Genomic DNA, 20,395 nt, shown 5'->3' on the forward strand with positions numbered 1-20,395 from the left:
GCGGCTTCAGTTTCCGGAGAGTGCACCGTCCACGACCTGCTGCGCCTCCTCGAGGATGCGCGCGAGATGCTCCTCGCCCTTGAAGCTCTCGCCATAGATCTTGTAGATGTTCTCCGTGCCCGAGGGCCGCGCGGCGAACCAGCCGTTGGCGGTCACGACCTTCACGCCGCCGATGGCCGCGCCGTTGCCCGGCGCATGGCTCAGCACCTCGACGATCCTGTCGCCTGCCAGCTCGGTGGAGCGAATCTGCTGCGGCGACAGGCTCGACAGCCGCTTCTTCTGCTCGACCGTGGCCGGCGCGTCCACCCGGTTCGACACCGGCCTGCCTAGCGCCTGCGTCAGCTCGGCAGAGCGCTCGCCGGGGTCGCGTCCGGTGCGCGCGGCGATCTCGGCGGAAAGCAGGGCTGGCACCATGCCGTCCTTGTCGGTGGTCCACACCGAGCCGTCCTTGCGCAGGAAGGTTGCGCCCGCGCTCTCTTCGCCGCCAAAGGCCAGCGAAGCGTCGACCAACCCGTCGACGAACCACTTGAAGCCCACCGGCACCTCGTGCAGCCTTCGCCCGAGCCGGGTGGCGACGCGGTCGATCATCTGGCTGCTCACCACCGTCTTGCCGATGGCCGCCTGCGCGGGCCAGTTCGGGCGGTGCGTGTAGAGGTAGTCGATCATCACCGCGAGGTAGCTGTTGGGCTGCATGAGCCCCGTGCTGCCGGCGACGACGCCGTGGCGGTCGTGGTCGGTGTCGCAGGCGAAAGCGATGCCGAAGCGGTCCTTCAGTTCGATCAGCTTGTGCATCGCGTCGGGCGACGACGGGTCCATGCGGATGCGGCCGTCCCAGTCGAGCGACATGAAGCGGAAGGTCGGGTCGACCTCGCGGCTGAGCACGTTCAGGCGTTTGAGCTTGTAGCGCTCGGCGATGGCGGGCCAGTAGCGCACGCCGGCGCCGCCCAGCGGATCGACGCCCAGGTCGATGTTCACGTCGCGTATCGCTTCCATGTCGAGCACCTGCGCCAGGTCTTCGACGTAGCTGTTCAGGTAGTCGTGGCGGTGCGTGGTCGATGCGCGCAGCGCCTGCGCGAGCGGCATGCGCTTCACGCCTTCCAGGCCGTTCGCCAGCATCCTGTTGGCCGCGGCCTCCACGGCCGAGGTGATGTCGGTGCCGGCCGGGCCGCCGTTGGGCGGGTTGTACTTGAAGCCGCCGCTCTCGGGCGGGTTGTGCGAGGGAGTGATGACGATGCCGTCGGCCAGCCCCGAGGTGCGGCCGCGGTTGTAGACCAGGATCGCGTGCGACACGGCCGGCGTCGGCGTGTACTCGTCGTCCTTCGAGATCATCAGTTCCACGCCGTTGGCCGCCAGTACCTCGACTGCACTGCCGAAGGCCGGAGTGGAGAGCGCATGCGTATCGATGCCGAGGAAGAGGGGGCCGTCGATGCCTTGCTGCCTGCGGTAGTCGCAGATGGCCTGGCTGATCGCGAGCACATGCCATTCGTTGAAGGCATCGTCGAAGGAGGAGCCCCGGTGCCCCGAAGTGCCGAAGGCCACGCGCTGCGAAGGCACCGACGGGTCGGGCCGGCCGGTGTAGTAGGCCGAGACGAGTCGCGGCACGTCGACCAGCAGTTCGATGGGGGCGGGCTTGCCCGCGAGAGGGTTGCTTGCTTGGCTCATGTGGACGGGAAGTCGAAGTTGATGAGATCCGAGATGCGCTCGACGGTGATGTCGGCGGGTGCGTGGGCCGCGTTGGCCCCGGCGTCGAGCGCATAGTGCCCTTGCCGCACGAAGACGGTTGTAAGACGCGGTCCCCAGATGGCTTTCATGGCCGAGAGGATGCGCAGCTTGTCGTCGATCATCACGTAGTGCCGCGCGGGGTGGTGCTGCTCGACGGCGTCGAGCATCTCCTCCTTGTGCACGTAGATCAGCACGCGGCCCTCGGTGGCCTCCCACAGGCCCGAGCGCTGCACCTTGCGCGGCTGCAGGACCACGTCGCCGTCCGAGAGGATCACCGTGGGGCCGTGGCGGCGCAGGTGCTTCAGCGCTTCTAGCGCGCCGGGGTAGAGCCTGTCGGCGAAGGGGTAGTCGACCACGAAGCCGGACATCCGCAGCAGCTGCGGGTCGCTCATGCCGCTGCGGCCCGCGCCGGCGCGAAAGAGCTGCAGCGCGCCGAGGTAGTCGACGTAGCCGAGTTCGTCGCGCAGCTTCTCGAAGCCCGTCCAGTAGCGGCTGGCGAGCTCGGCGCCGAAAGCCTCGTCGAGGCGGGCATGGAGATCGGCGATGAAGCGGTCGTTGTCGAGCAGGGTGTTGTCGACGTCGATCAGGAAGACCGTGGCAGGGGTTTGTGTCATGGGTTCGTGCCCGAGGGGCCTTGACTGCAATGGGCTGCGCGCGTTGCTTTCAGCATACCCCTCGGATGCGACGCCGGGCCGCGCCCCCGTGATTTAGTTGATGCGTCGAGGCCCGCTGGCTTAACCTGTGCCACAGGGCCGCCCCCCGGAGTTGAATAAGCTTCCGCACAGCATGAAGAACGACGAAGGAGCAAGAAAGATGCGCATCCACGCGAACGGTCGACACCTGCCCGGCATGGCTGCCCTGGGCCTCTGCCTCGCCCTGGCCGCCTGCCAGGCGCCCCCCGCCGACCGGCCCCTGACTTCGGAAGTGCCGGAACCCCCGACCTTCGTCACGCCGCCCGAGACCTGCCAGGCGGCCTCCGTGCGCTTCGGACTGGGGCTGCGCATCACCCAGCAGTTGCTGGAGGAAATGCGCCAGCGCGCCGGCGCCCGCATGGCGCGCAGCGTGCTCGCGACCGAGCCGGCCGACCCGGCGCAGGACATGATGCGGCTCAACGTGCAGGTCGAGCCCACCGGCCGGGTGGTCGGCGCGTACTGCGGCTAGCGGACTTCGCCGGACCACGCCACCGTGATGTATACGAAGGTGTTGTGGTGCAAACACGTACCGGTAACAAATCTTCGCTGCAAAGGGTGGATCAGTCCCAATTGGGAGAACAATAGCCCGCGACTTCCGGAGCTCCAGTCTTTTGTCGAACCAGCAACCCACAGTCTCGTTGCCGTCGTATTACGACGGATCGGCCCGCCTCCCGCCGGATGAGGTGCTGCGCCCGCTGATGGCGGACTGGGCCCGGGCCGGCAAGCGGCTGGCCGCGGTCTGCTACATCGATGTCGACCGCTTCGCCGAGCTGAATTCGCGCCTGGGCATGGTCGCGGGCAATGCGGCCCTGGAGGAAGTGGCCCGCCGTATCAAGGCCGAGCTGCCGCGCGAGAGCGTGATGGCGCGCGTGGGCGGCGACGAGTTCGCGGCCCTGTTCGCCGGCCTCGGCACCTCGCAGTGCGCGCAGGTGCTGGAGCGCATCCAGGCATCGCTCGCCGAGCCCTGGGACTGGCGCGGCCAGTCGGCCAGCATCGACGCGAGCATCGGCGCCATGCTGCTCGACAGCAACGGCCCGCCCCCCGAGACGGCGCTGCGCCAGGCGCAGCACGCGGCCTTCTTCGCCAAGCGCGCGGCCGACGGCAAGGTCCACTATTTCGACGCCCCGCAGGCACGCGCAGACGAGCAGGTGGTGCGCGAGCGCCAGCGCATCCAGGAAGGGCTGCTGCAGGGCGAGTTCTTCCTTGTCTACCAGCCCAAGGTCGACATGCTGCGCGGCGTAGTGGTCGGCGTCGAGGCGCTGATCCGCTGGCAGCACCCCGAGCGCGGCCTGATGCCGCCCTCGCAGTTCGTTCCGCTGATCGAAGACGACGCGCTGGTCGAGCAGGTCGGCGACTGGGCCATCGCCACCGCGCTGTGGCAGGCGCACCAGTGGCGCCTCGCGGGCCTGCAGATCTCGGTGAGCGTGAACGTGGCGCCGCGCCACATGATGCGCTGGGACTTCGTCGAGCGCCTGGCACGGCACCTCGCGCAGTTTCCGAAGCAGGGCGAGGGCATGCTCGAACTCGAGATCCTCGAGACCACGGCCATCAGCCAATTCGCGAACGTCGCCTTGTTCGTCGAGGCCTGCAAGCTGCTGGGCGTGGGCGTCACCATCGACGACTTCGGCACCGGGTACTCGTCGCTGACCTACCTGCGCCAGCTGCCGGTGTCGACGGTGAAGATCGACCAGTCCTTCGTGCGCGGCATGCTCGACAACAGCCAGGACCGGGCCATCGTGCAGGGCATCATCGCGCTGCTTCACGCGCTGGGCCTCACGGCCGTGGCCGAGGGCGTCGAGACGGTGAAGCAGGGCGAGGCGCTGCTGGCCATGGGCTGCACGCTGGGACAGGGCTTCGGCATCAGCAAGCCGATGGCGGCCAAGGACGTGGCGCCGTGGGTGGCCCAATACGAGCGCGCCCCGCTGTGGGGCCGCGACGGGTGGCCCACCCTGGGCCTCCCCGCTTAGGGCCTGTTCACACTATTTCCGGGGTCGCGAAGGGCCGCCAGGGCGGGCCAATCAAGGCGCGCGACGACGTGTGTGCATGCGCACACGCTAGGAGCGCAACGCCGAGTGGCCCGCCCTGGCGGCCCTTCCCGCAGGGTTGGCGCACCAACGCGAGCCCGGAAATAGTGTGAACAGGCCCTAGAGCAGCGGCGTGTAGGGCGATGTCATCGGGCTCAGCGTGGTGCCGCTTCCGGTGCCGTAGCCGGGCACGCCGATGCTGCTCGAGCCGCCGAACACATAGCGCAGGTAGACGCTGCCGGTGAACTGCCGGTAGTTCTGTGCATTGTTGAACCCCAGCGCCCCGCCCAGGAACATCTTCGGCGCCAGCTGGTACTCCACCACCGCGGCCAGGTTGTAGGCCAGGCCGGTCTTGGAGCTGCTGGCGTAGGTGTTGTTGTAGGCCGAGCTGCTCAGCCCCAGCGCCAGCGCCTGGTAGGCGGCGCTCGATGCGGCCGCGTTGCGCGATGGGTCCGTCGGGAAGTAGGGCGACGACTTCTGGGTGAACGACTGCACGCCCAGCGAGGCGTTCAGGCGCCACGAGAGCCTGTCGCTGCGCCCGCTCCAGTCGACCGGGAAGGCCACGCTCACGAAGCTCTGCGGGCTGAAGTAGCCGCCTTGCCCGAAGGTGTAGTAGCTCAGGTTCTTCTGGTAGCCCATCAGGCCGATGTTCATGCCCAGCGTGAGCTTGGAGTTCGGGCTGTTCAGCAGGTGCAGGTAGGCGCCGCCACCGGTTTCCACGCGCGAGTTGCTCTGCACGTTCCTGCCGGTGATGCCGTGCGCGGCGAGGTAGCTGTACACGCCGTAGGTGCCGTCGTCATAGCCGATGTCGCCGCGCACGCCGGTGGCGACCACGCCGCCCCAGCGCTCGTTGGTGCGCTCGTCCTTGGCGCCCGCGAACGACAGCACGCTGTCGGTCACGGCGCGGCGGGAGATGTCGGCCTTGTAGTTCCACGAGTCTCCGATGCTGCCCTTGAAGGTCACGTTGCCGACCACGTTGGTGGTGGGAAAGCCCAGCGGCGTGGTGCCGATGCCGGCATCGATGTTCTTGCCCTCGTAGCCCACGTTGAGCCCGACGCCGGCCGCATTCTGCTGGCCGGCCGAGGCGCCGCTGCGCAGCGCGTTCAGTGCGGCGCTGGGGCCGCCGCCGAAGCGGCTGCCGGTGGCGTAGTCGCTCGCGGGCGTGCCGGCATCGAGCACGGTGGGCGTCACGCCCACGACGATCTTGCCTTCACCCGCCGGGAAGCGCGCCTGTATCGGCAGCTGGAAGTCCGACAGCCGGCTCAGCCCCGCCTCGCCGGCGCGGTTGCGGTACACCGTGCCCGCCGTGAGGCTCACGGCGCGCTGCGATTCGAGCTCCTGCAGCTCGGCGGCCACCGAACTCGCCGCGGGCGCGCTGCGCGGCGGCGCATTCCAGCTGGTGTCCGCGCGTGGCGTGTTGGCCTGCGCATACGCGGCATTCGCCTGCGGATAGCCGGGAGCCGGATAGCCGCCGGGCTGCTGCGCCGGCGGAATGTAGACCGGCGCGACCTGCTGCGTGCCGGGCACCGGGTACTGCGGCAGGGGCTGCTGCGCCGGCTGCGCGATGTACGCGGAGGCCTGTGGCACGTTGTTCGGATTCGCCGCGGCATTGCGCGCCGTGCGCGTCGACGACGACTTGGCCGCCGTCGTGCGGCCCTTGGCGTTCGACGCCGGAGCGCCCGGGTTCCAGGGCAGGGCGCCAGGCGGATAGGCATTCGGTGCCGCAGCCGCGGGATAGGCCGGATACGCCTGGTTCGCCGCCGGATAGGCCTGCGCGACCGGGTAACCCGCCGGCACCGGAGATGCCTGATAGGACGCCGGTTGCATGCGCGCCTGAGCGAATGGATTGCCGTTGGCTGCCGGATAGCTGGCCGGCACGGCCGCGCTCGGCGCGCCGCCCGTCATGCCCGCAAAGGGATTGGCCGGCGGCAACGGCGAGGCCGCCATGCCGCCGGGCGCGAAGCCGCCCGACGCCACCTGCCGCTCGGCCTCGACCGCCGCGCGCAGGTACTGCTCGGCCTTGCGGCTCTCGCCCGCGTTGCGGTAGACGCGGCCGGCCGCCGCGAGCACGCGCGACTGGTCGGGGGCCTGCTTGAGCGCGGCCATCACGTAGTTCTCGGCCGAGCTGTGGTCGCGCTGTGCGCTGGCGCTGGCCGCGGCGGCGAGCAGGGTGTCGAGATCGGTCGGGTTGCGCTGAAGCACGCGCTGGTAGAGCGCGAGCGCCTGGCCTTCGTCGCGCGCCGCCGAGTACAGGCGTGCCAGCGCGGCCAGCGCCTGCGGATCGTCCGGGCGCTCGGCGAGCACCGGCGCCATCGCGTTGTAGGCGGCTTCGAGGTTGCCGGCCTCGCGCAGCGAATCCGTCTGGCGCAGCGCGAAGGCGATGCGCAGGTTGTCGAAGTCGGCGCGCTGGCTGGCCGTCATGTTGGTGGTGGCCAGCTGGCGCAGCACGGCCGACAGCTCGATGTCCTGCCTGGTCTTGAGCAGCACCGAGGCGTACAGCAGCCGGTCGCCGGTGCTCGGCGTGGGCGAGCGCGCCAGCAGCTGGCGGCTCATGGCCAGGGCGCGCGGCGCGTCGCCGATCTCGGCATAGGCGCCCGCGAGCTGGCCCCAGAGCTCGGCCGGCATGTCGGCGCTGAGCGCCGACTCTGCCTGCGCGAGCACGCCGCGCGCGGCATCCACCTGGCCCTGGCGAGCCAGCGCCAGCGCGCGCGCCGCCTGCTGCTGCGCCCAGAGGCGGCGCTGCAGTGCCGCCATGTCGCGCGTGCGCGAGCCGGCGGGAATGCGTTCGAGGTACTGGATGCCCGCGGCCGCATCACCGGTCTCGGAGGCGAGCAGGGCGCTGGCGTACAGCGCGTCGGGCATGTCGGGCTGAGACATCAGCAGGCCCTCCATCACGCCGCGTGCCTCGGACACCATGCCGCGCTTGCGGTAGAGATTGGCGAGGTCAAGCCGCACCCAGGGGCTGTCGGGCGCGGCGAGCATCGCGTCTTCCAGCGTGCGCTGCGCGCCGGCCGTATCGCCAGCATCGGCCTGCTGGCGGGCGCGGTTGCGCGCCTGCTCGACCTGGATGTCGCGCAGTCCGCCCAACTGCGTGGCCTGCTCGGGCGTGAGGCGGCGCGACAGGGCCAGCGCCTCGTCCGGGCGGCCAGTCTGGCCGTAGACCGAGATCAGCCCGCGCAGCGCCTGCGTGTTCTGCGGACGGCTTTCGAGCACGCGCTTGTAGCCCTGTTCGGCCTGCGCGTAGTCGCCCGCGGCGGCGCGCAGGTCGGCCAGCGCGTTCTGGCCCACCGGCTCGCGCGGATCGATGCGCACCGCGCGTTCGTAGAGCGACTGCGCGCCGCGCAGGTCGTTCTTGCCCTGGGCGGCCCGGGCCTGTCCGACCAGCACCCAGTAGCTGGCGCTCTGCAGTGCCGAGTTCCATTTGCTGCCGCCACCGCGCACCGCGCGCTCCAGCAGCTCCTGCGCCTCGGCGAAGCGCTCCTGGCGCAGGCGCACCAGGCCCAGTCCGCCCAGCGCCTCGGTGTCGTCGGCCTTGGTGCGAAGCGCCTGCTGGAAGCGCTGCTCGGCGGTGCTCGCATCGCCGCGGTCCAGCGCCTTGAAGCCTTCGCCCACCGGAACGCCGGGCGAGCTGGTGGCCGCGGCCTTGGCGGTGGTGAGGCTTTCCAGCCGCGCGGCCACGGCTGCGTCGGTCTGGTTGTTGCTCAGGTATTCCTGGTAGAGCGGAACGTCGGGCTGGCGGGCGTCGAGCCAGATCAGCGCCTGCCGCCACGCGGCGCGCGCGGCGCTGGCAACGGCTGGCTGCCGGGTCAGCTCGACCAGCTCACGGATGCCGGCGCGGCGCGTCGATTCGCTGTATGTCTTCTGCTGCGCCAGCGCGAGCTTGTAGCTGGTGTTTTCCGGGTGATCCTTCACCAGCTGCTCGAGGCCCCGGCGGCCTTCGTCGGCGCCCTGGGGCGTGCTGGCCAGCACCTGGTAGTACTCGAGTGCCAGCGCCTCGGGCGGCGGGCGGTTGTCGAACTGGCTGCGGTACAGCTCCACCGCCTCGGCGGCACGGCCGGCACGCGCGGCGGCGCGGGCGCGCTGCAGCGTGCTCTGCGCGCCGGCAGGCTGCTGCGACTGCTGCTGCAGGCGGGCGAGGCGGCTGTCGTTCGGGTTCGCGGTGCGCAGCCTGGCGATCCAGCCGCGTGCGGCCTCGGAGTTGCCGCGCGAGAGCTCGACCTGCGCCATGCCGTACATCGCGTCGGTCGACTGGGGCTGCACGCTCAGCAGCTTCTTCCAGCTTTCCTCGGCGAGATCGGCACGGCCCTGGGCCTGCCAGTAGTTGCCTTGCTCGATCAGCGCGGCGCTGGCGTCTGCCTGCGCGTGAGCGGGGTTGGCGGCGCACAGCGCGACGAGCATGCCGAGGCAGGCCGTCCATTGACGGGATTGCGGCGAGAGCGAAAAAGGGCTCGGGAAAGGACGCGAGCCGGGGGCGACGCCGAGCGAGCGCCGGGGCTTCAGGCCGGTCGATTGGGACGGCATAGCGTTCTCCATGAGGTTTGCAGCTGGCCGTTGCGGCCGAATTCATAGCGGCCGTCGAGCCACGCCTGTCCGAAAAGCAACAGGCACTGTTCGTAGTACGGCAAGGGCGCCACGGGTGGCGTCGTTGCGTTGGGGGCGGGAGGCGCCGCACGGCCGCCGGGCACACGGGCGACCTGGTCGGCCAGGGCGTCGGCGGCGTCCAGCGCCTTGAGGTAGGGCAGCATTGCGCCCGAGAAGCCCAGCGGCGCCATGCCGCGGACCTGGCCGGTGACGGTGTCGACGTACTCGGGCACCGCGTGGTTCTCGGCGAGTGCCTGGCGCGGGCCGCGCAGGCTCAGCAGCAGCATCTTGCGCGCCGGGTCGCGCTCGGAAAGCATGCCTGCCCAGAGGTAGACGCGGATGGCGTCGTAGCTGCCGGTGACGCCCTTCTGCGGATCGGCAACGAAAGAGCGCGAATCCTGCGACCAGGCGCACCAGTCGGGCGCGAAGCCCTTGGGCGTGACGGCGCCGAACATGCGCAGCGTGTTGTCGATGACCTCGTTCCACGGGCCAGCCGCGTCGGCCTGCTGGAAGTAGCGCAGCAGCTGCAGCGGCGCATAGCTCGGGTTGAGGCGCCACAGCGGCCCGCTCGCCACCGACTTGGGCCAGGGCAGCAGCATGCGCCCGAGGCCCGGCACGTTGATGATCTCCTCGCGCACCGCCAGCGCCAGCACCTCGCGGCCGAGCGTGCGATAGGCGCCATCGTTCCAGAGGCGGCCGGCTTCCATCAGCGAATAGGCGATCCACAGGTCGGCGTCGGATGCGGCGTTGGCGTCGAGCACGCCCCAGCCGCCGGCCGGCTTGCGGCCCCATTGCCAGGCCGGAAGTTGCTTTGCGAGGCTGCCGCCCGCGAGGTTGGCCTCGGTCCACGCCAGCACGCGCGAGAAGGTGGCGCGGTCGTTGTGGATCAGCGAGAAGAACAGGCCGTAGGACTGGCCTTCGGAGGTCGACTGCTGCTGCGGCGTGTTGAAGTCGATCACCCGGCCGTCGGGCTGGATATGGCGCGCGGCGAAGGCGGCCCAGTCGGTGGCGGGGTGGCAGGCCGGTGCGGCAGCTGGAGCAGCGGCAGGCGCCGGGGGCGCTGCGGTGGGCGCTGCAGCGGCCAGCCGGGGCAGCGCCAGCGCCAGCCCGGCCGCGCCCAGCAGGGCACGCCGGCTCGCAAGCCGCTCGGGTGGGGGCGCCGTGTTCGAGCGTCGCATGAGTTCCTTACTTCCCCTTGGCCTTCACAGACAGCCGGCGGCGCGCGCGCAGCTGCAGGCCCGCGTACGACACGGCCGCGCCCAGCAGCGCCAGCACGATCACCAGCCCGGCCAGCATCAGCGGGCTGCGCGAGAGGTGCCACTGCACCCAGGCGACGGGCGGCAGGCGGCCGACGTAATACGTGTCCTGGCCCAGCACGCTGTTGACCTGCGTGTCGCGCACGATGGTCATGCTGCCCTGCACGCTCTTGAGCAGCTCGGGCGTCATCAGCGCGTTGAGCAGCGCGTCCTTCGACTCGCTGTTGGTGATGGCGGCGACCACGCTGCGGCCGCTTTGCAGCGGCGACTGGAAGCCTGCCAGCACCGCGTCGCGGCCGTCGGCGCTCACCGAGATCTGCATCGAGCCCGGCAGGTCCTCGCGGGTGCGTGCGCCGATCACGAAGTCGATGGCGTTGTCGATCCAGCTGTTGAGCTTCAGCTCGGGCGCGGTGCCGTTGCGCTTGAGCGGCATCCGGTCGGCCCATTGGGTGAACAGCGGCTGGTTCTGCAGGTTGCCAATGACCAGCAGGTCCTTGTCGGCCCACTGCGGCGCCTCGCCCGAGCGGCCCACCTTCACGCGCAGCGCGGGGTAGCCGGTGGAGCGGCCGATCTGGCCGAGCAGGCCGAGGAACATTTCGGTGTCGCTGCTGCTGGGCTGGTCGGGCAGGATGACGGCGGTGTCCGAAAGGTCGGCCATGCGCGAGAACGGGAAGCCGCCGTTGGCGTAGGCGGCAAGCTCGGGCATCGCGATGAAGTGCGGGAAGCCCGACACGTCGATCTTCGAAGTCGGGTCGATCGAGCCGCGCACGTTGTCCAGCTGCGGCACGCAGCGCCCGCCCACCGGCTCGAAGTAGTAGTGCAGCCTCAACTGGCTGCGCGGGCCCATGGCCAGCGGCGGCAGGATGATTTCCTTGCGTTCGGCCAGCGTGCCGTCGGGCATCAGCTTCACCGCCAGCGGGTTCCACCAGCGGTCGCCGGCCGGGTTGGCCGAGCGCAGCGGCAGGCCGCCCACGAAGTTCTCGTTGACGTTGACGTTCAGCGTCGACTGGTCGGGCCGCACGCGCGGCGTGTAGCGGTATTGCAGATCGAGCGGAATGCCGCGGCTGCGCCAGGTGAACAGGTCGGGCGGCAGCTGCAGGTTCACGCGGACCACGTCGGGGTTGTAGCCCGACACCGAGAGGTCGGCCGCCGTGGCCAGCTCGCCCAGCTGCAGCGGACGGTCGCTCGGCACCCAGCGCGGCGCGTCGTAGGGCTTGCGCGCGGGCGGCTCCTGGAAGGCGGTGATCGATGCGGTCGCGCCCGCGAAGGCCTTGGCGTTGAGCGCCAGCGCGGCGGCGGCGGTGCGCAGGTCGGCGGGCGTGCTGCCCATTACCAGCAGCAGCTTGCCGTTGGCGTCGCGCGGGTTGTCGACGATCGCCAGGCCCGGCCCGCGGATGGCCGGCAGCGTCAGGCCCGGAATGCTCGAATCGGGCGTGACGAACACCACCGCGTGGCCGGTGGGCAGGTCACCGCCCGACACCGGGAAGGTCGCGCCGCGGTAATCTGCCAGCGCGCCGAACCACGACGACACCACGCCCGCGGCCTCCAGCACCGGGCCCGAGGCGGCGGTGCCGAACACGAAGGGAATGCGCGCGCGGCGCACGTCGCGGCGGTCGAAGAAGGGCTGCGGCAGGGCGGCCAGGTCGTTGACCAGCTTCAGCGGCGCCACCGTCAGCTTCAGCGTGCTGGTGGCGTCGATACGCGCCCACAGGCTGGTGTGCGCCGGGTCCTCGCACTCGCGGGTGTAGTGGCCGATGAGCTCGACGTTGATGCGGTTGAACTCGGTGATCAGGCGCCGGTCGATCGGGATGTCGGCCGTCTGCGGCCGGCCCGCGCCCGCGGTGGGCACCGGCAGCGTGGCCACCAGCACGTCGTTCACCGTGACCTTCAGGTGCGAGAGCTCCGGGATCAGCGAGGGCGAGTAGGCGTAGTTCAGCCTGAACGAGGCGGCCGTCACCAGCTCGTCGGCGCGCACGTTGAACGGGATGCCCACCGTGCCGCTGATGCCGCGCAGCTGAACCGCGTAGTCGATGCCGAGTTGCGTGAGGTTGAGTTCGCGCACCGCGCCGCCGGCAGGTGCCGCGGCAGCAATGGGAGCCGGCGCCGCCTGCGGGGCGGCAGCGGCGGCCGCAGCCTGGGGCTCGGCCGGCCGGGGCTGGGCGAAGGCCGTGCCGGCGGCGGCGAGGGCCACGGCGAGGGCCACGGCGCGGGAGACGAACGGGGACGAAGCCACGCTGACGGGATGCTCGGCGCGGCGATGCGCACGCTGGTTGGGCGTCACGTGGGTCGTCACGTGGATTCCTTCGCTTTGACGGGACGCAGCCGCGAGGCGGCCGCACGGTAGTAATGGCTGAACATGTCTCGGAAACCGGTGCCGCTGATGCTGATGATGTGGCCGAGCACGCGGTGGATCGGCACGCGCGGGTGGTTGCCCCAGCGCGCGGCCCAGATGTCGGCGCGCGCGGTGGTGCACTGCACCAGCGCGCGTTCCTGCGCGAAGCTCATCGGCACGAAGCTCAGGCCCAGGCGCTTGCCACTGCTGAAGCGCACGGTGGATGCGAAGCGCGATTCCTGGTCGTTGCGGTACAGCGCCACCTCTACTGGCGTTTCGAGGTCCAGCTTCAGGTCCTGCGGGAGCTCGAGGCCCAGGCCGCCGCTGGAGAAATCGAAGGTGTTGCAGCGCAGGGAGCGGCCATCGGCGAAGTACAGCGTGGCCGGCAGGTTGAGTTCGACGCGGTGCGATCCGCGCAGCTGGCGCGACTCGTTGGCCGCGGCCACGCATGCGCCCAGGATCATCAGGTTGTAGACCGTCCAGGCGAGATTCAGCCACACGGTGGCGATGTGCTGCGAGTCGACCCAGGTCAGCCGCCACACGCCCAGGCACACGCCCACGAAGTTCAGCGCGAGCAGCACCAGGCTGGCCTTGGCGATGGTGCTGTCGAAATACTCTTCCTGGATCAGGCCGCCCTTGGCCGTCACGTTGAAGCTGCCCAGCTTGGGGTTGATGAGGGCCACCAGCGTCGGGCGGAAGATGTACCAGGCCAGCACCGCCTCGTAGACCTCGTTCCACAGCAGGTAGCGGAATCGCCCCTGTATCCGGCTGTTGGTCAGGTTGGCGTGCAGGATGTGCGGCAGCGCGAAGGCGAAGATCATCGAGGCCGAGGCGTGGATCACGCTCGCGCCGAAGTACAGGTAGGCCAGCGGCGCCGTCAGGTAGATGAGCCGCGGCAGTCCGTACAGGAAGTGCAGCATCGCGTTCACGTAGCACAGGCGCTGCGCCCAGTGCAGCCCGCGGCCGAAGAGCGGGTTGTCGATGCGGAAGATCTGCGCCATGCCGCGCGCCCAGCGGATGCGCTGGCCCACGTGGCCCGAGAGGCTTTCAGTTGCCAGGCCCGCGGCCTGCGGCAGCGCGAGGTAGGCGGTGTTGTAGCCCAGGCGGTGCATCTTCAGCGCGGTGTGGGCATCTTCGGTGACGGTCTCGACCGCGATGCCACCCACTTCTTCCACGATGGTCCGGCGCAGCACCGCGCAGGAGCCGCAGAAGAAGGTGGCGTTCCAGAGGTCGTTGCCGTCCTGGATCAGGCCGTAGAAAAGCTCGCCCTCGTTGGGCACCGTGCCGAAGGTGTCGAGGTTGCGCTCGAAGGGGTCGGCCGAGAAGAAGTAGTGGGGCAGCTGGACCATGCCCAGCTTGGGGTCGCGTCCGAACCAGCCCATGGCGATCTGCATGAACGAGCGCGTGGGGATGTGGTCGCAGTCGAAGATCGCGACGAACTCGCCGGTGGTGTTCTTCAGCGCGGCGTTGATGTTGCCGGCCTTGGCATGGCGGTTGTTGTCGCGCGTGACGTGGGTCACGCCGACCTGTTCGCAGAACACGCGGAATTCCTCGCGCCGGCCGTCGTCGAGCACGAAGATCTTGATCTTGTCGCGCGGCCAGTCGATCAGCTGCGCGGCCAGCACCGTGGAGCGAACCACCGACAGCGATTCGTTGTAGGTCGGAATGAACAGGTCGATGGTCGGCCACTCGGCCGGGTCCTCCGGCAGCGGCACCGGCTTGCGCTCCAGCGGCCAGGCGGTCTGTACGTAGCCCAGCAGCAGCACCACGAAGGCGTAGAGCTCGGCCATCAGCAGGCCGACGCCCAGCACCAGGTCGAGCAGGTTGTCCATGAACATGGTCTCGGTCACCCGCCAGTAGGTGTAGCGAGAGGACACCACCACCGACAGGAAGATCAGAACCAGGCTGGCGAAGCGCCCGCGGAAGCGGTTGGTGACGAGCGCCGCCACGAAGATGCCCACGGACAGCACGATCTGCTGCTCGAAGGTCATCGGCGCGATGATCAGCGCGGGCAGCATCGTGAGCGCCACGATCCAGCCGAGGATGCGCACCGGCAGCAGCTTCAGGATGGCCGGCGCCGGACGGGGCTCCGGCTGGGCCGGCGCGGCGGACTGGGCGTGTTTCATCGGTTCGTTTCCGTGGTCCGCAGGGTCGGGAAGGACGCCGCCTGGCGCGCGGTGTCTAGGCGTTCGAGCAGGCGCTCGGCGCAGGCGTCGATGTCCTGCGTCGCCTGGCTCATGGGCGCGTAGCGCTGCACCGGCGCGGCCGAGGCCAGCGCCTCTGGCACCGCCTGGTCCAGGTGCAGCATGCCCAGCAGCTCGGGGCGCAGCCGCTGGCGCAGAAGTTCGAAGACATCGTGGTTGAGCCTCTTGCCCGGGTCGATCTGGTTCACCACGTAGCCGGTGCCGAGGTAGCCGCCGCGTGGGCGGGCGTACTTGTCGAGCATGCGCTCGACGATGGGCAGCGTGGCGAAGGAGCCCGCATCGGCCAGCACCGCGACCACGCCGAAGCTGGCCGCGCGCAGCGCCTGCTGCAGGTAGACCGAGGGGCCGGGCGGGGTGTCGAGCACCACCAGCGTGCCGGCGGGCAGGCCGAAGCGCTCCAGCGTGTCGCCGAGCCAGCCGGGCGACCGGGCCAGCTGCTGCTCGAACGCGATCTGGCGTTCGTCGTCGACGTCGCCGAAAGGCAGCAGCATCACGCCGCCGTGCGCGGGACGGATGGCGCGGGCCCACGGCATCAGGCCGGTGGCAGCCTCGACCAGGCCGCTGTCGCAGGCCTGCGGCTCGTTGGCGATGTGGAAACGCAGCGCGTTCTGCGGATCGAGATCGATGGCCAGCACCTGCCTGCCGCGCTGCGCGAGCGCGGTGCAGAGGTTGGCGGCAATCGTCGTCTTGCCTACGCCGCCCTTGGAGGAGATTACGGGGATGACAACCATCGTCACGTCGGCCTTCGCCAGCGTGACATGGGACCCTGCGCCACGGCTGCCTTCTGCGGCGCGGCCAGACGTGCGAAAAGTTGCTCGAGCGGTGTCGCAGCGGAACCCGGGCCGGAGGCGATGGCGGCCGGAGCCGGTGCGGGCTCGGGTGCGAACACCGGGACCGCGGCCGGTGCATGGGCAGCTGGAGCGGCGACCAACGGTGCGGGCGAGGGCGCGTGCAGGGGGGGGGCCGCGCCGACCGGAACTGGAGCGGGCGCCAGTGCGGGCGCAGGGACCGGGGCGGCAGCCGTGACCGCCGGCGGATGGGTGATCTTCTCGCCCGACAGCAGTGGCCACACGCGCGGCGCCTCGGCGTCGGGCGGCGCGAATTCCTTGTAGCCGTTGCCGTTGCCGCCGAATTTGCCGAACAGGCCGGCGATGTCCTCGGGCATGTGTTCCTCGGTGCTCATGCGCCTGCCCTCGACAGGCGCAGATCGATGCGCGGCCCGGCCTGGACCTCGGGCTGCAACGCTTGCACGCGCAGCGTGGAGGGCATGTGCTGCGCCTCGAACCAGGTCTGGTAGGCACCTTCGAAGAAACCGACGCTCCAGTCGGTCGATCCGGGCCCGAAGGCGGCGGCCACTGGGCTGCAGGCGTGGGTGATGGCGACGCCGTCGGCTTCCTCGTTCAGCACGGCGAAGCCCCAGTCGATGCCGTCCCAGCGGGCGTTGAACTGGTCCTGCAACTCCTCGAGCGTGCGGCAGCGGGGGATCGGCAGGGCCTGCGCGAGACGCTGGCCGATGCGAAAGAAAAGCTGCCTCAGATCTTCCGGAGGCAACCCGGCGCTCAACTCGGCGGCCATGCCGCGGTTGAATTCCAACCATTGGGCGCTGCAGGATTTCTTTTCGTAATAGTCAATAAACGTCGCACCAGTTTCCATGCCGAGGCATTCTCTTGGATCAGTTAACTATTGACAATGAATGTGAACTAATTAGTACGAAAGAACTGAATTTGAGCTGGCCAACTGTCTGAATTCGGGGACGAGCTCGAGCCGCGACCTTCGTCGGGTCGAGTTCCATACGTCGCGCGGGCGCGATCGGATTCAAGTTTCTGGTGAAGTGCGCTTTCGTCCCCGCCGTCATCGGAGACAGGCGCGGACGACGCTGCCGTGCGCCCGCGTCGCGACTCGGCCCGGGGTCAGTCCGAGAGGGCTTTGCCCGCGTGCTGGAACATGGTGCGGCGGCCGTGCTTTACCGCGTACATGGCGGCATCGGCCTGCCGCAGGGCCTCCTCGGCGGAGGTGGTGCGCGGATCGACCGCCACCACGCCGACGCTGGCGCCCGCGTAGTCGATGGTCAGGTTCCTGAGCCGCAGTTCGCCCTTGGTGTTTTCCGCCAGCCGGTCGCCCAGCGCCATCGCGCCGGTACGCGGCGATTCGCCGAGGCCGGGGCCCAGGCCGATCACCACGAACTCGTCGGAGCCGAATCGCGCCAGCATGTCGCTCGCGCGCACGCAGTTCGACAGCTGCTTCGCCATGGCCGCCAGGAACTCGTCGCCGACCGCGTGGCCGTGCGCATCGTTGATCTTCTTGAAGTCGTCCATGTCGATGAAGCCGACCAGCACGCTCTGGGCGCTGCGCGCACCCTGCGCCAGCATGCGCTGCAGCGCGTCGACCAGGGCGCGGCGGTTCGGCAGGCCGGTAAGTACGTCGGTCGCTGCATTGGCCGAGAGTTCGATGCCGGCCTTGTCGAGCCTGGCGACCATCTGCTCGCGGTCCACCTGCTGGGCGATCAGCTTTGCGAACAGGCGAAGTACCGGCTCGGCGATGGCCGGCAGGGGCATCTGCCGGGCGCTGGCGGCGCACAGCGCGCCATGCAGGCCGCCGCCGTCGAGCCTGACGGGTGCGCTCGCGCAGGTCTGGATGCCCAGTTCGCGGGCCGCATCGGCATCGCCCCAGCAGCCGCCGGCATCGTCGGCGTAGATGCGGTCTTCTTCCAGCGCATGGCGACACAGCGTGTCGCCCCAGGGAACGTAGGCGCCTTCGGGAATGGTCAGCTCGCCCGCGTTGTGGGCGAAGAGGATGTGCTGGCGGGCCTCGTCGGGCTCGATGACCGTGAGATAGGCCGATTCAAGGCCGGTTGCCGCCTCGAGCATTTCGAGCATAGGGCGCGCGAGGTCTTCCAGCGTCGTGGCCGAGGAGACGGTTTCGGATAGCTGTTCGATCAGGAATTCCATGGCCGACATTCTGAGGGCTCCCGGGGTGTCAGGAGGCCAGTGCTTCCATCAATTCTGTTTCGATGGCCAGTTGCGTCTTCTGGCCCTGTAGTTCGGGGCCGCTGATCAGGAAGGTGTCTTCCACCCGCTCGCCCAGCGTCGTGACCTTGGCGAGCTGCAGGTTCAGGTGATGGCGCGCCAGCACCCGCGCCACCGAATACAGCAGGCCCGCGCGGTCGCTGGCCGAGATGCTGAGCAGCCAGCGCTGCGCCTTGTCGTCCGGCAGCAGGCTGATGCGCGGCTTGATCGGAAAGCTGCGCACCCGGCGCGACACCCGGCCCATGCTGGGCGGCGGCAGCGCGCCGGCCTCGGTGAGCGTTTGCGCCAGGCCCGACTCGACCATGCTGATCAGGTCGCGGTAGTGATCCGGCAGGAAGGTGGTCACCACCTGGAAGGTGTCGAGCGCGTAGCCGTTGCTCGTGGTGTGCACCTTGGCGTCCAGGATGCTGAAGGAGGCCTGGTCGAAGTAGCCGCAGATGCGCGCGAACAGGTCGGGCTGGTCGGGCGTGTACACGACCACCTGCAGGCCTTCGCCCACCGGAGACAGGCGCGCCCTGACGATGGGCGCTGCCTTGGGGTCGGCCGGCACGTTCGGCGGCGGCACGAAGCGCGAGAGCTGCTTGGCGTGCCAGGCGATCTCGCCGGCGTCGTGGCGCATGAAATAGCCGACGTCGAGCGTGTCCCACAGCGCCTTGTGCGCCTCGAAGCGCTGGGCATGCAGGGCGAGCTGCACCAGGGCCTCGCGCTTGCGCGACTCGACCTCGGCGTCCGGGTCGGGCATGCGGCCGCCCAGTGCCCGCAGGGTGTAGCGGTAAAGGTCCTCGAGCAGCTTGCCCTTCCAGGCGTTCCACACGCGCGGCGAGGTGCCGCGGATGTCGGCCACCGTCAGCAGGTAGAGCGCGGTCAGGTAGCGCTCGTTGCCCACGCGTTTGGCGAAGGCGCCGATCACCTCCGGATCGCTCAGGTCCTGCTTCTGGGCGACCTGGCTCATCACCAGGTGCTCGGCCACGAGGAATTCGATGAGCTTCGCGTCCTCGCGGGCGATGCCGTGCTGCTTACAGAAGCGCTGCACGTCGCGCGCGCCCAGCGTGGAGTGGTCGCCGCCGCGGCCCTTGGCGATGTCGTGGAAGAGGGCGGCCACGTACAGGATCCAGGGCTTGTCCCAGCCGGCCGCCAGCTGCGAGCAGAACGGGTACTCGTGCGCGTGCTCGGCGATGAAGAAGCGCCGCACGTTGCGCAGCACCATCAGGATGTGCTGGTCCACCGTGTAGACGTGGAACAGGTCGTGCTGCATCTGCCCCACGATGCTGCGGAACACCCGCAGGTAGCGCCCCAGCACCGAGGTCTGGTTCATCAGCCTGAAGGCGTGCGTGATGCCGTAGGGCTGCAGCACGATCCGCATGAAGGTCTGGTGGTTGACCGGGTCGTTGCGGAACTTGCTGTCCATCACGTGGCGCGCGTTGTAGAGCGCGCGCAGCGTGCGCGCCGACAGGCCCTTCACGCCGATGGTCTTCTGGTAGAGCAGGAAGGTCTCTAGCACCGCGTGCGGCTCGCGCTCGTAGAGGTCGTCGCTGGCGATCTCGATCAGGCCGGCGCGTTCGTAGAAGCGCTCGTTGATCGGCGTGTGCTGCTCGTCACTGGGCTGCAGCCGCTCGGAGATGTTGAGCAGCAGGATCTGGTTGAGCTGCGACACCGCCTTGGCGGCCCAGTAGTAGCGCCGCATGAGCGCCTCGCTCGACTTGCGCTGTGATTCGCTCTCGTAGCCGAAGCTGGCGGCCACGGCGGTCTGCAGGTCGAACACCAGGCGGTCCTCGCGCCGGTTGGCGATCACGTGCAGCCGGGCGCGGATCAGCGAAAGCAGTGCCTCGTTGCGCTTGATCTGTTGCGCCTCGAAGGACGTGGCCAGGCCGTTCTTGGCCAGGTCGTCCCAGCGGCTGCCGTAGCCGGCGGCCTTGGTCATCCAGAGGATGGTCTGCAGGTCGCGCAGGCCGCCCGGCGATTCCTTGCAGTTGGGCTCCAGCGCGTAGGGCGTGTTGTCGAACTTCTGGTGGCGGTGCCGCATTTCCTGCGACTTGGCCACGAAGAAGGCCTGCGGGTCGATGGCGCGCGAGAAGCGGCGGCGGAAGGCGGTGAAGAGCTTCTTGTTGCCGGCGATCAGGCGCGCCTCGAGCAGCGAGGTCTGCACGGTGACGTCCTTCTCGGCCTCCGCCAGGCATTCTTCGACAGTGCGCACGCTGGAGCCGATCTCCAGGCCGGCGTCCCAGCACTGGCCGATGAAGGCCTCGATGCGGGCCGGCTCGATACCGCCGGCCTCGCCCTCGGGCGGCAGCAGCAGCAGCACGTCGACGTCGGAATACGGAAACAGCTCCCCGCGCCCGAAGCCGCCCACGGCCGCCAGCGTGAGCGAGTCGCCGAAGCCGGCGTCGCGCCACAGGGTGCACAGCGTTTCGTCGGCCAGCGCCGAGAGCTGGCGCAGCACCGTGTGGACGCTGCGGGTCGGGGCGCGCGCGAAGCGCAGGGTGTCGAACAGGGCGAGCTTTTTCGCGCGATAGGCTTCGCGCAGCGTCGCCACGTCGATGTTGGCTGCTTCGATCACG

At 69.6% G+C, this 20,395-nt stretch carries 13 protein-coding genes; 2 read left to right on the forward strand and 11 right to left on the reverse strand.

Annotated features, from left to right (window positions below):
* Positions 1-6: 6 nt before the first annotated feature.
* Both pgm and ACAM57_RS15110 read right to left on the reverse strand, forming a co-directional pair.
* The gene (gene pgm / locus ACAM57_RS15105; RefSeq protein WP_369662217.1) at positions 7-1,662 is read right to left on the reverse strand and encodes a phosphoglucomutase (alpha-D-glucose-1,6-bisphosphate-dependent); all 1,656 of its coding nucleotides are present in this window, start codon (positions 1,660-1,662) and stop codon (positions 7-9) included.
* Positions 1,659-2,336, reverse strand: coding sequence for an HAD family hydrolase (locus ACAM57_RS15110; protein ID WP_126020204.1), 678 nt, complete (start codon positions 2,334-2,336; stop codon positions 1,659-1,661). Before ACAM57_RS15110 ends, pgm begins: the two co-directional genes overlap by 4 nt.
* 172 nt (positions 2,337-2,508) lie before the next feature.
* Between ACAM57_RS15110 and ACAM57_RS15115 the strand changes: the two genes are divergently transcribed.
* Both ACAM57_RS15115 and ACAM57_RS15120 read left to right on the forward strand, forming a co-directional pair.
* Positions 2,509-2,883, forward strand: coding sequence for a hypothetical protein (locus tag ACAM57_RS15115; protein ID WP_369662218.1), 375 nt, complete (start codon positions 2,509-2,511; stop codon positions 2,881-2,883).
* Between the two features lie 142 nt (positions 2,884-3,025).
* The gene (locus ACAM57_RS15120) at positions 3,026-4,381 is read left to right on the forward strand and encodes a putative bifunctional diguanylate cyclase/phosphodiesterase (protein WP_369662219.1); all 1,356 of its coding nucleotides are present in this window, start codon (positions 3,026-3,028) and stop codon (positions 4,379-4,381) included.
* Between the two features lie 177 nt (positions 4,382-4,558).
* Here ACAM57_RS15120 and ACAM57_RS15125 read toward each other — a convergent pair whose 3' ends face one another.
* The 9 genes from ACAM57_RS15125 to ACAM57_RS15165 form a co-directional block, all read right to left on the reverse strand.
* Complete coding sequence (locus ACAM57_RS15125) at positions 4,559-8,959, reverse strand: cellulose synthase subunit BcsC-related outer membrane protein (RefSeq protein ID WP_369662220.1); 4,401 nt, start codon at positions 8,957-8,959, stop codon at positions 4,559-4,561.
* Positions 8,935-10,197 (reverse strand): cellulose synthase complex periplasmic endoglucanase BcsZ, encoded by a 1,263-nt coding sequence (gene bcsZ, locus ACAM57_RS15130; RefSeq protein ID WP_369662221.1) that lies wholly within the window; start codon positions 10,195-10,197, stop codon positions 8,935-8,937. Before bcsZ ends, ACAM57_RS15125 begins: the two co-directional genes overlap by 25 nt.
* 7 nt (positions 10,198-10,204) lie before the next feature.
* Positions 10,205-12,568, reverse strand: a complete 2,364-nt coding sequence (gene bcsB / locus ACAM57_RS15135; RefSeq protein ID WP_369662222.1) for a cellulose biosynthesis cyclic di-GMP-binding regulatory protein BcsB — start codon at positions 12,566-12,568, stop codon at positions 10,205-10,207.
* Complete coding sequence (gene bcsA, locus ACAM57_RS15140) at positions 12,565-14,733, reverse strand: UDP-forming cellulose synthase catalytic subunit (protein WP_369662223.1); 2,169 nt, start codon at positions 14,731-14,733, stop codon at positions 12,565-12,567. Before bcsA ends, bcsB begins: the two co-directional genes overlap by 4 nt.
* Complete coding sequence (gene bcsQ, locus ACAM57_RS15145; RefSeq protein ID WP_184637691.1) at positions 14,730-15,542, reverse strand: cellulose biosynthesis protein BcsQ; 813 nt, start codon at positions 15,540-15,542, stop codon at positions 14,730-14,732. Before bcsQ ends, bcsA begins: the two co-directional genes overlap by 4 nt.
* Positions 15,543-15,544: 2 nt before the next feature.
* Positions 15,545-15,994, reverse strand: a complete 450-nt coding sequence (locus ACAM57_RS15150; protein ID WP_369662224.1) for a hypothetical protein — start codon at positions 15,992-15,994, stop codon at positions 15,545-15,547.
* Positions 15,991-16,464 (reverse strand): cellulose biosynthesis protein BcsD, encoded by a 474-nt coding sequence (bcsD, locus tag ACAM57_RS15155; protein ID WP_126020188.1) that lies wholly within the window; start codon positions 16,462-16,464, stop codon positions 15,991-15,993. The genes ACAM57_RS15150 and bcsD overlap by 4 nt, the downstream gene beginning before the upstream one ends.
* A gap of 257 nt (positions 16,465-16,721) precedes the next feature.
* Positions 16,722-17,759 (reverse strand): diguanylate cyclase, encoded by a 1,038-nt coding sequence (locus ACAM57_RS15160; protein WP_369662225.1) that lies wholly within the window; start codon positions 17,757-17,759, stop codon positions 16,722-16,724.
* 28 nt (positions 17,760-17,787) lie between these two features.
* Positions 17,788-20,394 (reverse strand): [protein-PII] uridylyltransferase, encoded by a 2,607-nt coding sequence (locus ACAM57_RS15165; protein ID WP_126020184.1) that lies wholly within the window; start codon positions 20,392-20,394, stop codon positions 17,788-17,790.
* Position 20,395: the final 1 nt, after the last annotated feature.

Source organism: Variovorax sp. V15 (assembly GCF_041154425.1).
GTDB classification, from domain to species: Bacteria; Pseudomonadota; Gammaproteobacteria; order Burkholderiales; family Burkholderiaceae_C; genus Variovorax; species Variovorax guangxiensis.

Coding starts and splice junctions, on each gene's coding strand:
- pgm (WP_369662217.1), bottom strand. CDS start 1,662: ATGAGCCAAGCAAGCAACCCTCTCGCGGGCAAGCCCGCCCCCATCGAA.
- ACAM57_RS15110 (WP_126020204.1), bottom strand. CDS start 2,336: ATGACACAAACCCCTGCCACGGTCTTCCTGATCGACGTCGACAACACC.
- ACAM57_RS15115 (WP_369662218.1), top strand. CDS start 2,509: ATGAAGAACGACGAAGGAGCAAGAAAGATGCGCATCCACGCGAACGGT.
- ACAM57_RS15125 (WP_369662220.1), bottom strand. CDS start 8,959: ATGCCGTCCCAATCGACCGGCCTGAAGCCCCGGCGCTCGCTCGGCGTC.
- bcsZ (WP_369662221.1), bottom strand. CDS start 10,197: ATGCGACGCTCGAACACGGCGCCCCCACCCGAGCGGCTTGCGAGCCGG.
- bcsA (WP_369662223.1), bottom strand. CDS start 14,733: ATGAAACACGCCCAGTCCGCCGCGCCGGCCCAGCCGGAGCCCCGTCCG.
- bcsQ (WP_184637691.1), bottom strand. CDS start 15,542: ATGGTTGTCATCCCCGTAATCTCCTCCAAGGGCGGCGTAGGCAAGACG.
- ACAM57_RS15150 (WP_369662224.1), bottom strand. CDS start 15,994: ATGAGCACCGAGGAACACATGCCCGAGGACATCGCCGGCCTGTTCGGC.
- bcsD (WP_126020188.1), bottom strand. CDS start 16,464: ATGGAAACTGGTGCGACGTTTATTGACTATTACGAAAAGAAATCCTGC.
- ACAM57_RS15160 (WP_369662225.1), bottom strand. CDS start 17,759: ATGGAATTCCTGATCGAACAGCTATCCGAAACCGTCTCCTCGGCCACG.